At 63.6% G+C, this 15201-nt stretch carries 12 protein-coding genes and 1 pseudogene; 3 read left to right on the forward strand and 10 right to left on the reverse strand.

What is annotated here, in order from left to right; translation table 11 throughout:
- Nucleotides 1–9 precede the first annotated feature (9 nt).
- Nucleotides 10–2169, reverse strand: a complete 2160-nt coding sequence (locus NKJ75_RS24025; protein ID WP_023745192.1) for a hydantoinase/oxoprolinase family protein — start codon at nt 2167–2169, stop codon at nt 10–12.
- A 109-nt stretch (nt 2170–2278) separates the two neighbouring features.
- On the opposite strand from NKJ75_RS24025, the gene NKJ75_RS24030 reads away from it, so the two are divergent.
- A complete protein-coding gene (locus NKJ75_RS24030; protein WP_352500278.1) occupies nt 2279–3058 on the forward strand; it encodes a helix-turn-helix transcriptional regulator in 780 nt (259 codons plus the stop codon).
- Between the two features lie 19 nt (nt 3059–3077).
- Here NKJ75_RS24030 and NKJ75_RS24035 read toward each other — a convergent pair whose 3' ends face one another.
- The 8 genes from NKJ75_RS24035 to NKJ75_RS24070 form a co-directional block, all read right to left on the reverse strand.
- The gene (locus tag NKJ75_RS24035) at nt 3078–3659 is read right to left on the reverse strand and encodes a DUF1349 domain-containing protein (protein WP_023732560.1); all 582 of its coding nucleotides are present in this window, start codon (nt 3657–3659) and stop codon (nt 3078–3080) included.
- Nucleotides 3660–3674: 15 nt separating this feature from the next.
- Nucleotides 3675–5114 carry an aldehyde dehydrogenase family protein gene (locus NKJ75_RS24040; RefSeq protein WP_352500279.1) on the reverse strand — a complete coding sequence of 480 codons (1440 nt, stop codon included), beginning with the start codon at nt 5112–5114 and terminating at the stop codon, nt 3675–3677.
- Nucleotides 5115–5279: 165 nt separating this feature from the next.
- Complete coding sequence (locus NKJ75_RS24045; protein WP_023745190.1) at nt 5280–5765, reverse strand: hypothetical protein; 486 nt, start codon at nt 5763–5765, stop codon at nt 5280–5282.
- 99 nt (nt 5766–5864) lie between these two features.
- A complete protein-coding gene (locus NKJ75_RS24050; RefSeq protein WP_352500280.1) occupies nt 5865–6746 on the reverse strand; it encodes an ABC transporter permease in 882 nt (293 codons plus the stop codon).
- Nucleotides 6743–7702: an ABC transporter permease gene (locus NKJ75_RS24055; RefSeq protein WP_031196280.1), complete on the reverse strand. Its 960-nt coding sequence runs from the start codon at nt 7700–7702 to the stop codon at nt 6743–6745. Before NKJ75_RS24055 ends, NKJ75_RS24050 begins: the two co-directional genes overlap by 4 nt.
- 37 nt (nt 7703–7739) lie before the next feature.
- Nucleotides 7740–9383 carry an ABC transporter substrate-binding protein gene (locus tag NKJ75_RS24060; RefSeq protein ID WP_352500281.1) on the reverse strand — a complete coding sequence of 548 codons (1644 nt, stop codon included), beginning with the start codon at nt 9381–9383 and terminating at the stop codon, nt 7740–7742.
- Nucleotides 9384–9418: 35 nt separating this feature from the next.
- On the reverse strand, nt 9419–10195 hold the full coding sequence (locus NKJ75_RS24065) for a DUF427 domain-containing protein (protein ID WP_023725876.1): 777 nt from the start codon (nt 10193–10195) through the stop codon (nt 9419–9421).
- A 15-nt stretch (nt 10196–10210) separates the two neighbouring features.
- Nucleotides 10211–11569, reverse strand: a complete 1359-nt coding sequence (locus NKJ75_RS24070) for an LLM class flavin-dependent oxidoreductase (protein ID WP_023668832.1) — start codon at nt 11567–11569, stop codon at nt 10211–10213.
- Nucleotides 11570–11760: 191 nt separating this feature from the next.
- Here NKJ75_RS24070 and NKJ75_RS24075 point away from each other — a divergent pair, with 191 nt between their 5' ends.
- On the forward strand, nt 11761–13563 hold the full coding sequence (locus tag NKJ75_RS24075; RefSeq protein WP_023745189.1) for a dipeptide ABC transporter ATP-binding protein: 1803 nt from the start codon (nt 11761–11763) through the stop codon (nt 13561–13563).
- Nucleotides 13564–13644: 81 nt separating this feature from the next.
- Here the strand turns inward: NKJ75_RS24075 and NKJ75_RS24080 are convergent.
- Nucleotides 13645–13824, reverse strand: a pseudogene (locus NKJ75_RS24080) (ATP-binding cassette domain-containing protein); the annotation flags it as partial.
- A gap of 139 nt (nt 13825–13963) precedes the next feature.
- Here NKJ75_RS24080 and NKJ75_RS24085 point away from each other — a divergent pair.
- Nucleotides 13964–15199, forward strand: a complete 1236-nt coding sequence (locus NKJ75_RS24085; protein ID WP_352500282.1) for an ROK family transcriptional regulator — start codon at nt 13964–13966, stop codon at nt 15197–15199.
- The last annotated feature ends 2 nt before the right edge of the window (nt 15200–15201 follow it).

Consider the following 15201-nt stretch of genomic DNA (forward strand, 5'->3'; position numbering starts at 1 on the left):
GGTGCCCTTTCAAGAATGGGTGTAATGCAGCAGCGTCCACTCATCGACGTGGACACGGTCCTGCGGATGAACAACGAGCGTGGTGGCGGGATGTTCGATGATGGCCGGACCGATCACCTCATGGCCGGGCTGCAGTAGGTCCATCTCGTAGAGATTGGCCTTGTGCCAGCGTCCCCCGATATAGGCCTCGCGCACGCCCTTGTGCGCTGCTGCCGGGGCCGACTTGCCGAGCGGGCGCTTCAAGAGCACCGGCTTGACCTTGTCGGCGGTGGCGATCAATCCGAGCTCGGTGATGGTGAAGCCGGCTTCGCCATAGCGCGAAACGCGATGGTTGACCTTGGCGTAGACCGCCTCGAACTCGTCGATGACCCTACGCATGTCGTCAGCCGAATTGACCTCGGCAAGCGGTGCCATGACCTCGACATCCTCGAGCTGGCCGGTGTAGCGCATCATCAGGAACGGCACGGTCTTGATCTTGTCTCTGATATGGCCGTCGCTGATCATCTCGTCGACCGCCGCCTTGGTGAGATCATTCCAGACGTCGGTGACCTTCTTGCCGAAAGCGAGCAGCTCGTCATCGCTTGCGCGGGCGCCGATGTCGTGCTGCGTCGAGACCGAATGCCGACGCATGAAATCGGCGGTGGTGCAGCCGAAGGCCGAGAAGGCGGCGGCAAACTGGAAGGTGATGATGTCCTTGAAGCCGATGCCCCTGGAGCAGCCGGCCAGATGCAGCGGACCCGAGCCGCCATAGGACAGCAGCGTGAATTCCGAGGGATGGATGCCCTGGCCGGAGATGACCCGGCGCAGCGCGTTGTTGGCATCGGCTTCCAGCATGTCGATCATGCCTTCGGCAGCCTCCTCGACACCGACGCCAAGGATGCTGGAGCATTTTTCCTCAAACGCTTTGCGCGCCTTCTCGACCTGCAAGACGACCTTGCCGCCGAGGAAATAATACGGGTTGAGGCGGCCTAGTATGGCGTCGCAATCGGCGATGGTGGGTTCAGTGCCGCCCTTGGCGAAGCAGATGGGGCCGGGGTCGGAACCGGCGCTTTCCGGCCCGAGCGAGACTTTCTTGGTCAGCGGGTCGACCTTGAGGATCATGCCGGCGCCGGCGCCGATCGTGTCGAGATGCAGCGTCGGCACGTTGAGCTTGAAACGGTCCATCAGCGGCTCGTTCTCGATCCGCGTCTGGCCGCGCGAAATGACGCCCATGTCGAAGGAGGTGCCGCCCATGTCCGAGCAGATCAGGGAGTCGTTGCCGATGAGCTTGCCGACATAGGCCGCGCCGAGAATACCGCCGATCGGGCCGGAAATCATGGTTTCGTGCAGGCGCGGATGGTTGATTGAGGTCAGGCCGCCAAAGGACAGCAGCGTCTGCACGCCGTATTTGAAGCCGTATTTTTTCGAAACGTCCTCGATACCCCTAAGCTGCTTGCGGCCGCGCGACGTCGCGTAGGCTTCGATCAGCACCGAGTTCAGCCGCGACTGTTCGCGGATGACCGGGCGGACCTCGTGGCTGGTGTAGATGAGGATGTCGGCGCCGGCTTTCAGCACCTCCTCGCGGCATATCTCGGCGATGCGCTTTTCGTGCACCGGATTGACGTGCGAGAAGATGGTCATGATGCAGATCGCCTCGACCTTGTCGGCAATCAGCTTCCTGGCCGCAATCGCGACTTCATGCTCGTAGAGCGGCAGCACGATGTCGCCGAACTGGTCGATGCGCTCGGTGACGCCATGGGTGCGACGGCGCGGCACCAGCGGATCGGGATGATGGTGGGTCACCGCATGCAGCCGGTCGGCATAGGAATAGTCGGCCCAGGCCTGCAGGCCGCGACCCATCAGGATCATGTCTTCCAGACCCTTGGTGGTGATCAGGCCAAGCCGGCGCCCGGTGCGCGACAACAGTGTGTTGAGCATGCCGGTGCCGGAATAGAGCACGACGTTGACGCCGGAGAACAGCTGCTCCAGCGAGATGCCCCAGGCGTCGGCCGCGTCTTCGGCCGATGCGAGGAAGCCTTCGGCCTCGTTCTTGGGCGTGGTTGCCGACTTGCCGATCTTGAAGTGGCCGTCCTGGTCGACAAGGATCGTGTCGGTCATGGTGCCGCCGGCGTCGATGCCGATGACGATTGGATTGCCGACGATGGGACTGGTGAGGTTGGGTTGTGTCACGGTCGCCTCGGGATTGCTCTAGGATGCTCAAGCTAGATTCCTTGGGCGGCCTTGCGCCATGTGCCAAAAGACACAATGACCGCCGGACCGGGATCGCTGAGAAAAGGGCATGCGCATGGGCAATATCTGGGGGCCGCTCGCCAGGGCGATTGCCGCCACCGGTACGGACAGGCATGTCGACTGCCTGATTGACCTGATCGGCGCGGACATCGAGCACGATCTCGTCACCGTGACCCGATATTCGGCGACGAAGACGCCGGAATTCATCAAGCACCGGCGCTTCTCCGACGAGATGGTCCGGCGCTATCTCGACAATTACTACGTCTTCGACCCGTTCTATGCTTCGTGGCGGCGTGAGCAGAGGCTGGGCATCCTGCCGCTGAAGCGGCTTGCCGATGACGAGGCCAAGCGCGGCCAGTACATAGCCGGCTTCCTGGCGCAGTCGGAAATCTGCGATGAGGTCGGCATCATGCTGGCCGATGGCGGCGACTGGTGCCTCGGCGTCTTCCTCGACCGCTCGACCTCCACCTTCAAGGAGAGCGAGATCGCCCTGCTGGACGAGCGGCTGCCGGTGTTCGAGGCCTTGCATGCGCTCGACATCAAGGCGCGCGGCACCGAGTTCTCCCGCACATCGGCGCCGACCGGCCCCGGCGCCTCGCCCCGGCAGGAGCCGACCATCCCGGCGAGCCTGTGGCCGGAGCTGTCGCTGCGCGAGCGGGAATTGGTGCAGTTGATCCTGGCGGGACATCCGACCGCCAACATCGCGGAACGGCTCGGCATCGCCGTCGGCACGGTGAAGAACCACCGCCGCCGCATCTACGAGAAGCTCGACATAACCACCGAACGGGAGCTGTTTTTGCAGTTCTTCCAGCATCGGGCAGACGGTTAGTCCGCCATCGATATGGCCGTCAGTCGTGCAATTGCCTGGAAATCGGCGGGCCGACAGTAAAGCCGGAGAATGTTACCTCAAACCCTTCGCGCTGCGGCGAGCAGCACATCATGCCGACATCGACGGATTTGGAGATCGGGAAATAAGCCAGCCGCACCGGCTTCCACTTGCCATCGGTGGTATCAAGATATTGGATGCGGATCGCCTCGGCATGGCGGGTCAGCCGGATGCGCACGCCGTCGGGGCCGGTGGGAATGCTGAGCAGCGACCAGTCCGAGGTGTCGTTGGTGACCACCACCGAAAAGTAAGCCAGCCCGTCGGTGTATTCGATGCCGGCCTTGATCCAGTGCGTTTCACTCAGCCGCAGCATCAGCCCGGCTTGGTCGTAGAGCACCTTGTAGTCGCCCTTGACGGTGACTTCGGCGCTGAAGTCACCCTCGACCGGGCGATAGAGGAAATGGCCATTGTCACGCCAGAAGCCGTAAAAGGTTTCGCGCCAGAAGTCGGTTTCCCCGCCGGTGCGCACATGCACGATGCCATTACCGAAAGCATGGTGCGGCGGCGGGTTGAGCCAGGTCAGTTCCTCTTTCGCCGCTGTCATCGGTTCACCCGTCGATTAGCCGGCAAAGGTGTAGGCTGTCTTCACCGTGGTGTAGAACTCCGCGGCATAGCGGCCCTGCTCGCGTGGGCCGTAGCTCGAGCCCTTGCGGCCGCCGAACGGGACGTGGAAGTCGACGCCCGCCGTCGGCAGATTGACCATCACCATGCCGGCCTCGGAATTGCGCCGGAAATGCGTGGCATGCTTGAGGCTGGAGGTGCAGATGCCGGAGGTCAGGCCGAAGGGCGTGTCGTTGGCCACCGCCAGCGCCTCGTCATAATCCTTGACGCGGATGACATTGGCGACCGGACCGAAGATTTCCTCGCGCGAAATGCGCATGGCGTTGGTGCTCTCGGTGAACAGCGCCGGCCTGAGATAGAAGCCGGGTGTTTCGCGGTCCAGCCGCTCGCCGCCGAAGGCGAGGTTGGCGCCTTCCTGGCTGCCGATGGCGATATAGTCCTCGTCCTGCTTCAGCTGGCTCGCATCGACGACGGGCCCGATCTGGGTCTTGGCATCAAGCGCATCGCCGATGACGAGTTTTTCCAGGCGCTCCTTGAGCACGGCAACGAAGCGGTCATGAATGCCTTCGGTCACCACCAGGCGCGACGAGGCCGTGCAGCGCTGGCCAGTCGAGAAATAGGCGCCGTTGATGGCGCACTCGGCCGCCGTGGCGAGGTCGGCGTCGTCGAGCACGACCATCGGATTCTTGCCGCCCATTTCGAGCTGGAACTTGCGCATGTGCTCGACGCTTGCCGCGGCCACGCGTTTGCCGGTGCCGACCGAGCCGGTGAAGGTGATGGCGTTGAGGTCGGGGCTGTCGAGCATGGCCTGGCCGACCACCGAGCCCTTGCCCATGACCAAATTGAGCACGCCTTTCGGCAGGCCGGCGCGGTGCAGGATGTCGACAATGTTCCAGGCGCTCTCCGGCACCAATTCGGCCGGCTTGAAGACGATGGTGTTGCCGTGGGCGAGCGCCGGCGCGATCTTCCAGGTGGGAATGGCGATCGGGAAATTCCACGGCGTAATGATGCCGACGACGCCAACGGCCTCGCGGGTGATCTCGACGCCGACGCCCGGGCGCACGCTGGGCACCAATTCACCCGACAGGCGCAGCGTCTCGCCGGCGAAGAAGTCGAAGATCTGGGCGGCGCGGATGGTCTCGCCAATGCCCTCGGCCAGCGTCTTGCCCTCTTCGCGCGACAGCGCGCGGCCGATCTCGTCCTTGCGCGCCATGATCTCGTCCGACGCCTTTTTCAGCACGGCGTGGCGCACCAGCGGCGCCGAACGCGACCAGGCCGGGAAGGCGGCTTTGGCCGCCGCTATGGCCTGCTTTGCCTGTTCGGCGCCGGCCGAGGCATATTCGCCAACGACATCGCCCGTGTTCGAGGGATTGATGTTGCGCGAGCCGGCCTCGCCCACCCACTCGCCATCGATCAGATTTTTACGAAACAGGCTCATGTCGCGGTTTCCTTGTATTGGTTCGCTGGCGGTGCCGTATGCCTGAATTATTTATCAGACAAATGACGACACTGTGAGGGCTGAAATCTAGCTGAGGACTGGATAGCCGATGGCGCGCGGCTATGAAAGCCGCGACCTCAAGATGGACAATATGAAGCGGCCCTGTCAGGTCGGAAAAGTCCAGAACAGGCAAGCCAGCGTCGCCGCGGCGAAGATGACGAAGAACAAGCTCCTGAGCAGGATGTTGCGGCGCAGCCCGTTCATGGTGAAATGGCTGCCAACGATTGCCGCGGCGAACAGGAAACGCCAGTTCAGGAGCGCCCACAGCACGCTGCTCTGGCCGAAAGCCCAGCGGGCGACGAGACAGCCGACAATTGTGGCGAACAGGGCAATCACCGCCCAGAACAGCGCATCCGCAGCATGGGTCAAGACGATGCCGGCGGCGCGGATCGGCAGGATCATCATCAGCATGGCGCCGAAAAAATAGACGGCGGCGAGCGGCAGGAACGAGCGGGCATCGGCAATGCCGTCCAGCCGCCTCACGCCGATCGCGCCATAGGGATAGCCGTGCCTGGCCACCGCCAGGCTGAGCGCCATGAGCAATGCGGTGAGCACCGCGACCAATGCGAATGTAATGAGGGCCTTGCTCATGCCGTTCCTTTCTTTGAGGCCTGTCAGAGCCGAATCACGAGGAACGATTTTAGCGCACGGTCCGCGATTGCGCGTCAGCTTTGCTGAGCGTTCCGCTCTTCACCGATCGCTGTTTTCGAAGGCGCCCATGCCTTGCGCGATCAGATTGGTTGCCATGACAAGCGAAACGATGGCCGCCGAGTTGAAGATCACCACCCACCATTTGCCGCCGGTCAGGAAGCCGTAGCCGTCGGCGACCGCCAGGCCCCAATCGGCTGAGGGAGGCTGGATGCCGAGGCCGAGGAAGCTCAGCGTGGCGATCGAAAAGAAGGCGTAGCCGAGCCGTGTAACCAGCTCGATGAGGATGGTCTCCCTGACGTTGGGTAGGATCTCAAGGAACATGATGGCAAGAGCGCTCTCGCCGCCGAGACGGGCGGCGCTGACATAGTCGCGGTCGCGCTGTTCGCGCACGGCGGCGCGCACCGTTCGCGCCACCAGCGGCGCATAGGCGATGCCGATCACCAGGATGACGGTGAGGTTGGACGGCCCGAGCGCGACCAGCGTCATGGTGACGAGCACGATGAAGGGAAAAGCCATCAGCGTGTCGAGCAGCCTGGCGCCGATGGCGTCGATCAGCCCGGCGAAATAGCCGAGCACGAGGCCAAGCACACTGCCGGCGGCAACGCCGAGCAGGGTTGCTGCCGGCGCGACCAGCAGGATGTCACGCGAGCCGACGACGATGCGCGACAGCACGTCACGACCGAGCTGGTCGGTGCCGAACCAGTGCGCTGCGTCGGGCGGCGCCAGCATGACGAGGAAATCCTCGGCATAGGGATCGTAGGGCACAAACAGGCTGCCGAACACGGCGCAGCCGACCCAGAACAGCAGGATCAGCGAGCCGATGATGACAGAGGGCGGCAGCTGCGAAACGGTCTCGCGGATGCGACTTGCTGCCCGCCAGCCCAGCGTACGGCGCTCCGGCAATTCCATCAGTTCCATCATGGCGACACACGGCGGCGCTGCCGCGGATCGAGCAAGGCATTCACGAGATCGCCTGCCGCGGCCGACAGCACGAAGATGGTCGCCATGACCAGCACGCCGGCTTCGAGCATCGGGAAGTCACGCGACTTGGCGGCGTTGAGCACCAGATTGCCGAGACCCTGTATGCCGAACAGCGCTTCGATCACCACCAGCCCGCCAAGCATGTAACCGGTCTGCGTCGCCAGCACGGCGATGGTCGGCGTCAGCGCATTACGCAGCACGTGCCGGATGAGGATTTCGCGACGCTCAAGGCCTTTCAGGACGGCGGTGCGCGTATAGTCGGCGGCCAGCGCCTCGATCACACCGGCCCGCGTCATGCGGGCGATGTAGCCGGCAAGGTTCAGCACCAGCGGCAGCGCCGGCAGGATCAGATAATAGCCACTGACCCACAGCCCGGCGCCATCGGGAGCAGCGCCGGTGATCGGGAACCAGTTCAGCCACAGGCCGAAGACGATGAGCAACAGCAGGCCGGAGACGAAGTCCGGGACGATGCCGAAGGACACGCCGGCGAGTACGATCAGGCGGTCGACAAAGCGGCCCTGGTTGAGACCGGCGACGATGCCGGCGCCGATGCCCAGCGGCAACAGAAAGACGAGGATAATTCCGGCAAGGGCCGCCGAGCGCTTGAGGCTTTCCAGAACGAAGGGCGCCACCGGCAAACGCAACGACAGGGAGGTGCCGAAGTCGCCTGACAGCACGCTGCTGAACCAGTGCCAGTATTGCACGAGCACCGGCTGGTCGGCGCCGAGCTGCCTGTTCAGCGCCGCGACGGCCTCGGCATCGGCGAACGGCCCGAGCATGAGGCGGGCGACATCGCCGGGCAGAACCTGCCCGGCGAAGAACACCAGCATGCTGACCAGCCACAGCGTGAGCAGAAGCGAGGCTGCCCGCACCGACACAGTGCGGCCGGTCAGCATCGGATTCCGGTGCCCGGAGTGGCTGGACGTCTCGCAATCATGCCTGGGCGAACGTCACGCGATCGAGCAGCAGATGCGAGATTGCCGTGAAGCGGACGCCCTCGACCTTCGACGAGACGATGCGGCTGTATTGCGAGAAGTAGCTGATGATCAGCGGCGTCTCGTCCAGCAGCAAGGTCTGGATCTTGCCCGCGGCAAGGCGTTGCGCCTGAAGGTCGCGGGCCTTGCCGTATTCGAGCAGCAGCCCGTCATAGGCCGGGTTGTTGAAATGCGCGGCGTTCCAGGCGCCCGAACTCTTCAGCGTCGCGTTGAGGAAGATGTCGGGCGTGCCGCGATGGCCAAAATCGGTAATGCCGAGATTGGAATCGAGCCATGGCGACGAGCCGAACTTCGCCGAGCCATAATAGGCGTCCTGCGGCAGCACGTTGAGCTTGATGTCGATGCCGGCCTTCTTGGCAAAATTCTGGATCAGCACGGCATAATCGGGAATGTCATAGGCGCGCTCGGTGGTCAGCGTCACCGGGAAGCCGTTCGGCACGCCGGCCTCGCCAAGCAGGCGCTTGGCCTCGGCGATGTCCTGCTTGCGCTGCGGTACCGACGGATCGGCCGAGGGGAAGATCGGCGCGAACGGGGTGTCGTTGCCGATGATGGCGCGGCCCTTGAGCAAGCCCTTGACCACCGCCTCGCGGTCGATGGTGAGCGCCAAGGCGCGGCGGATGCGCTTGTCGGTGAACGGCGCCTGGTCGGTCCTCAGATGCACCTCGTCATGCGAACTTGCCTGCACGCTGAGCAGCTTGAAGTTGGGATTGCCCTCGATCGCCAATTCCAGCCGGGTCGTGCTCGGGATGACGTCGAGCTGGCCGGCCTGCAGCGCCAGCACCTGCGCCTGCTCGTCGTCGAAGAACTTGATTTCGACGCGGTCGGGCAGCGCCTTGTCGCCCCAATAGTCAGGGTTGCGCACGAAGCTGGCGCCCTGCTTGGGGCGGAAGGATTCGAGCTTGAACGGGCCGGTGCCGTTGAAATTCTTCTCGAAATCGCCGGCATAGTCGGCCGGCAGGATGACGGCATTGTAGACGTCGGACGAGACATAGAAGGGGAAGTTGCTGTTGGGCCCGTCGAGATCGAAGGCGACTGTCTGGTCGTCGACGACCTTGGCGCCGCCCTTGGACAGGATGCCCTTATAGGCCGACAACGCGGACGAACCGCTGGCCGGATCGACCAGCCGCTCGAAGCTCGCCACCACATCCTTGGCGGTGACGGTGCGGCCGTCGTGGAATTTTACGCCCGGCCGCAATTTGAAGGTCCAGCGGCTGGCGGTCTCGTCGGCCTCCCACGACAGAGCGAGCTTGGGCTGCAGACCGTCCTTGGGATCGTCGAGGATGAGATATTCGCCGACCTGGCTGATGACGCCGATGCTGGCCGGATCGGTGATGGAGACGGGATCGATCGCCTTGGTCGGCTGTCCGAGCCCAACGCGGACCGTGCCGCCGGCGCCGGCAGCGCGCGCCGTGCCGAAACCAGCAAGTCCCTGCGAGGCGGCAAAGCCGGTGAGGCCGATCAAGGCTGCGTATTTCAGCAGATCGCGGCGCTTGAGGAAGCCGGCCTGGTGCTCATCGACGGCGACGTTCCAGATGTCGCCGGACAGATTGCGAAGCGTATTGATGTCGTTGCGTTTGGTCATTCTGGAACCCCTGTCTGAAATGACTGTTGAATGGCTTAAGCGACTGGTTCGCCGTCGAGATGGATGCGGTCGACGGCTTGCGGGTAAAAGGCGATGAGGCCCCTGATCTTGGGCATTTCGGCAATGGGATCGCGGTAGCTCCAGGCGACATCGGGGCTCACCGAGCCGTCGGCGCGCCGGCCCGACCAGTAGGAGGCGATGCCTTTGTAGGGACAGCGCGTCGTGCTGTCCGAGTCGACCAGACGGTCGAGCCTGACATCGTCCGGATGCAAATAGAAACGCGTCGGCAGATGCGTTTCGAACAGCAGCACCGGGCGATGGCTGTCGGCGATCACTTCGCCGTCGAACCAGATCTGGACATGGCTTGAACTCTGCAGAGCGTCGATGCGGGCGTATGGGTCGCGGGCGTGGACGAAGACTTCTTCCTCCTCCTCGAACCATTGGTCGACCGCTTTCCAGGTGAAGGCGATGCGGCCGGCCAGTGGCGACAGGCTTTCATCCTGCGGCGCGACAAACGACCAGGCCGCATTGGGAGAAGCTTTCGATCCCGTCTCCAGGTCCCAATAGGTGGTTTCGCCGCCGACTGGATGCGGCTGGCGATGCTCGGACGGCTTCAAGAGCGAGCGGTCCACCGAGGAGGCCGGGAAGAAATAGATCGGCAGAAAATGGTTGGAGCGCAGCACCAGGACGTTGCGGCTGTCGGCGATGGTGCGGCCGGCGAATTTGACCCGAATGCGCTTGGGGCTGTGCAGAACATTGATGAGCTGCGGAGCCGTGGCTTCGCGGGGCTGAAGTTTTGGCGCTGCGGTCATATCAGTTGCCCCAAGTCAGGATACGGCGCGCACATTGTCGCGCTGTTCGGCGAAGCGGTTGGCCGGCCGAGCCAGGCCGAAACGATCACGCAGCGTCCCCGGCGCATATTCGGTGGGGAATACGCCGCGGCGCTGCAGTTCCGGCACGACCTGCTCGGCAAAATTCACCCAATCCTCCGGGAGCAGCGGGAACATCAGGTTGAAGCCGTCGGCGGCACCTGCCTCGAACCAGTCCTGCAGCTGATCGGCGATCTGGTTCGGTGTGCCCACGACGGTCGGGACCGAACCGCTGTTGGCGAGCTTGCGAGCGATCTCGCGCAGAGTGAGGTTCTGCTTCGACCATTCCTTGACGCGATTGAGCGAGGTGCGGCCGCCATTGAAGGTGCTCTCGTCCGGCAGCGGCGGCAGCGGGCCGTCCGGCGGATATACGGAGAGATCGACGCCGCTCCAGCTCGAGAGAAGGTCGATGCCGACCCGATCGGGAAGCAAGCTCTGCAGATACTCCTGCCGCTCGCGTCCCTCCGCTTCGGAAGCTGCGACGATCGGCAGGATGCCCGGCAGGATCTTGAAGCTCTCGGGCTTGCGGCCGTAACGGGCGAGGCGCTCGTTGATGTCCTGCCTATATTTGATGCCGTCTTCCTTGGTGCTGTAGATGGCAAAGTGCGCATCGGCATGCGCGGTAGCGAAATTCTTGCCGTCTTCGGACGAGCCGGCCTGGACGATCAGCGGATGGCCCTGCGGCGGGCGCGAGACATTGAGCGGTCCGCGCACCTTGAAGTGCGGGCCCTTGTGGTTGATCGCATGGACCTTGTCGGGATCGGCGAAATAGCCCGATGCCTTGTCGATAAGCAGGGCTTCGTCTTCCCAGCTGTCCCACAGTGCCTTGACGATATCGAGGAATTCGGTGGCGCGCTCATAGCGAAAGGCGTGCTCGATATTGCCGTCGCGGCCGAAATTGCGGGCCTCCTCGTCCATGGCCGACGTCACCACATTCCAAGACGCCCTGCCCTTGCTGATATGGTCGAGCGAGGCAAACATGCGGGCGACATTGTAGGGCTCGCTGTAGGAGCTCGAGGCGGTGGTGATGAGGCCGATATGCCTGGTCACGCCGGCAAGCGCCGACAACAGCGTCAGCGGTTCCAGGCGGGCATTGGCGTAATGGGCTACGCCGCTCTGTACGGAATCCCAGATCGCAACATGGTCGGCGACGAAGATCGTATCGATCCTGGCGCGCTCGGCAGACTGGACGAGATCGCGGTAGAAGTCGAAGTCGAGCACTTCGCGGCCGGGCGCGCGCGGATGGCGCCATGACATACGATGATCGCCCTGCGGGTTGAAGAAAAACGCGCTGAGGATCATGTGGTCGCGTGCCATGTCGGCCTCCTTGCAGAACTGCTCCAAGGGACCGTCGCGACGCCTCGACCGGCTGCGACAATCTCTCCTGAGCGATGAAAGGTAGATTGCGCTCCAGCTTAATTCGAGTAATTTTATAGAGATTGTGCGGCGCGAAAGCGGAAGCGATTGCCCTCGAAGACCGCGCCGAAAGAAAGTGGTTTCAGCAAGACATGTCGTCATCGGTTCTGAACGTCGAGCAGCTCACCGTCGCCTATGATGGACGCCGGGGATCGCATCCGGCCGTCAACGGCGTGTCGCTCGCCATCGGCGAAGGCGAAGCGCTCGGCCTTGTCGGCGAGTCCGGATCGGGCAAGAGCTCGGTGGCTCTCGCTATTCTGCGCTATCTGCCGCGCAACGCCCGGATCGCCGCGTCGGCGCTCGAATTCCAGGGTCGCGAGATCCGCAGTCTCTCCGGCGAGCAGCTTCGCCGGCTAAGGGGCGATCGCATCGCGGCTGTCTACCAGCATCCAGGTGCGGCACTCAATCCGGCCATGACGATCGGCCGGCAGATCACCGAAACGATCATGCGGCATCGCCAGGTTCGGCAGGACGAAGCACGCACCCGCGCCGCCGAACTGCTGAGCCGTGTCAGGGTGAGCAATCCGGAACGGGTGCTCGATCTCTATCCGCACGAATTGTCGGGCGGCATGCAGCAGCGCGCCAACATCGCGATTGCCATTGCGCTCGACCCGTCGCTGCTGGTGCTGGACGAGCCGACGACGGCGCTTGACGCCAGCGTCCAGTCCGAGATCGTCGCCATCCTGCAGGACTTGCGCCGCGATCACAAAACCAGCGTTCTGCTGATCAGCCATGACATCAACATGGTCCGCCGGGCCTGCGATCGGGTGGCCGTGATGCAGTCGGGGACGGTGGTCGAAAGCGGCATCGCCAACGATGTCTTCGAGAACCCTGTTCACGCCTACACCAAGGCGCTGATCGCCTCGATCCCGGCGCTCAACTTCACCAAGCGCGACGGCAGGCTGGCCGAGATGCACACAACCAGCCCGTCGAAGCCTGTCCGCAGCGATCAACCGGAAGCCGCACGTCCGATCGCCGTCGCCTGCAAAGGCATCAGCCACGCCTTCGGCTCCCAGGCCGTCCTGCACGATATCGACCTGGAGATAGCCCAGGGCGAGACGTTCGGGCTGATCGGCGAATCCGGCTCCGGCAAGTCGACATTGGCAAGGATCGTGACTGGCCTCCAGACGCCGGACGCTGGGTCGGTCGAGCTGTTCGGCAGCACTGTCGCGCCGCGCGTCGAGAAAAGAAGCCTGAGCGAACGGCGCGACGTGCAGATGGTGTTCCAGTCACCCGACCGCACGCTCAATCCGCGCCAGCGGATCGGCAGGATCCTCGGCCGTCCGCTGCGGCGGCTCGCCGGCTTTGGCCGCAGCGAGGTGAAGCAGCGTGTCGGCGATCTCCTGGCCTCGGTTCGTCTTGCCGCTACGACCGTCGACCAGAAGCCGAGATCGCTGTCTGGTGGCCAGCGCCAACGGGCGGCGATTGCGCGCGCCTTTGCCGGCGTGCCGAAGCTCGTGGTGTTGGACGAGCCGACCTCTGCGCTCGACGTTTCGGTGCAGGCGACCGTGCTCAATTTGCTCAACGACCTGCAGCGCGACAAGGACACCACCTATCTGTTCATCAGCCACGACCTAAGGGTGGTGCGCTATATGGCCGACAGGATCGGCGTGCTCTATCGCGGCCGGCTCGTCGAGACGGGGTCATCCGAGCAGATTTTCCGTGGCCCCAACCACCCCTACACGAAGCTGCTTCTGGCCGCCTCCTCGGATGAGACGGCGCCGAGGGCTCCGGCTCAGCTCCACGTCGCGGCACACGATGCCGAAACCTCCGGATGCTCCTTTGCCGCCCGCTGTCCTGTCGCGCTGCCCGATTGCCGAAAGGCGCAACCACCCGTCAGGCAGGCCGGCGACGGTCATCTGATCGCCTGCTGGAGGGACACAGGCAGTCTCTGATTGCGAAGCGGGCCGGCCCAACTGCAAGCCTGCCTTCGAAGAGATGTCCCCCGGCCGATGCGCCGGAGGACAGGCTTGGGAGGCGCCGGACGTCGGCTGGAAATTTCCGGCGATGGTTTTGACCAGCGTCGATTTGCCGGCACCATTGTCGCCCATCAGGCCGAGAACCTCGCCCTCATTGATGTCGAGCGACACATTGTCCAGCGCGCGGACGGCACCGAAATCCTTCACGATATGTTCGAGACGCGCTAGAACCGGCACGCATCCTCCCATGCCAATTTGTAAGTTTCTGATACAAATCCTCGTTTGAAACTTGGGTCAAAGGGCTTGGGGATGCTGAATATCTTGTTGCAATGCACCCAACCTTGGGTCTTTCAAACCGCCTAGAAATTCTATTAGTATGCAAATCAAACAAATTGTGGAGAACGACGTGCTGGTGTCGACCGATCTTCGGCCGAACGAAACGAGGGCACTTGCGGCGCTGTTTCGTGCCGGCGCGTTGAGCCGAGCGGCGCTCGCACGCGATCTCGGCCTGACCCGGTCGACCACCGGCGCCCTGGTGCTGGGGCTGACCGAAGCCGGTCTGGCGCGCGAGCGGTCGGATGGAACGGATGACGAGCAGGATAGCGAGGGTCGGGTCGGCCGTCCCGGTATCCTGGTCGAGATCGAAGGCAATGGCGGCTTCTTCCTTGGCGCTTATATCGGCGTCAACTGGATCGCAGTCGTGACTGTCGACCTTGCCGGCGCGCGGCGTGCGAGCGCCTCTAGGGCATTTGCCGGCCCCGGTAGCACGCCCGAAGCCGCGGTCGACATCATCAAGGAGCTCGTTGCCGAGATCCGGTCGCAATTGCCTGAAGGCACGCGCCCCTACGGGCTCAATGTCGCCGTGCCCGGCTTCCCCGCAGCTGATGGCGTCTCATACCATGCCACCATCCTTGGCTGGCACGGGGTCAATCTAGCGGAGCTTTTGGGCAATGCCTTTGGCGACGATTTTCCGATCCTCTTGGAAAACGATGCCAATGCCGTCGCGGTGGCCGAGACATACCGGCCGCAGCCGGGAAAGGACGATGAGGATGCCCTGGTCATCCTGATCGAGAACGGCGTCGGCGGCGGCATCATCAATGCCGGCAGGCTGCATCGCGGCCGACTCGGCGGCGCCGGCGAAATCGGTCATCTGCGCATCGGCGACGAAGGTTTTGTCTTCGACGCGAAGCGCCCGGGGCGGCTGGAATCCTATGTCGGCAAAGATGCGTTGCTGGCTCGCTATTTGCACATAAGCGGACTGCGCGCCGGCGTGGATGAGTTTGTCGCGGCGCTTGCCGGCGGCGATCCGGCAGCCGTTGCCACCGCGCGCGACTGGGCGCTCTGGTTCGGCCGCGGCCTGGCGACACTTGCCTGCACCTTGCAGCCGGAGCGCATCATCCTCTCCGGCTCCGTCAATGCTGTCTATCCCTTTGTCGCCGAGCAGGTGGAAGCTTTCTTGCTGGACTTCCTGGCTGAAGGTTACCCCGTTCCCACGGTCGAACTGTCGCGCGTCGGGGCCGACGGTCCGGCATTGGGCGCTGCCTGTCTGCTGCATCAGGCAGCTTTGTCGGGCGATCCGCAATTTCAACTTCGCGGCCTCGCCGCGCGCTAATC

The organism is Mesorhizobium sp. M0058 (assembly GCF_040323095.1).
Taxonomy (GTDB): domain Bacteria; phylum Pseudomonadota; class Alphaproteobacteria; order Rhizobiales; family Rhizobiaceae; genus Mesorhizobium.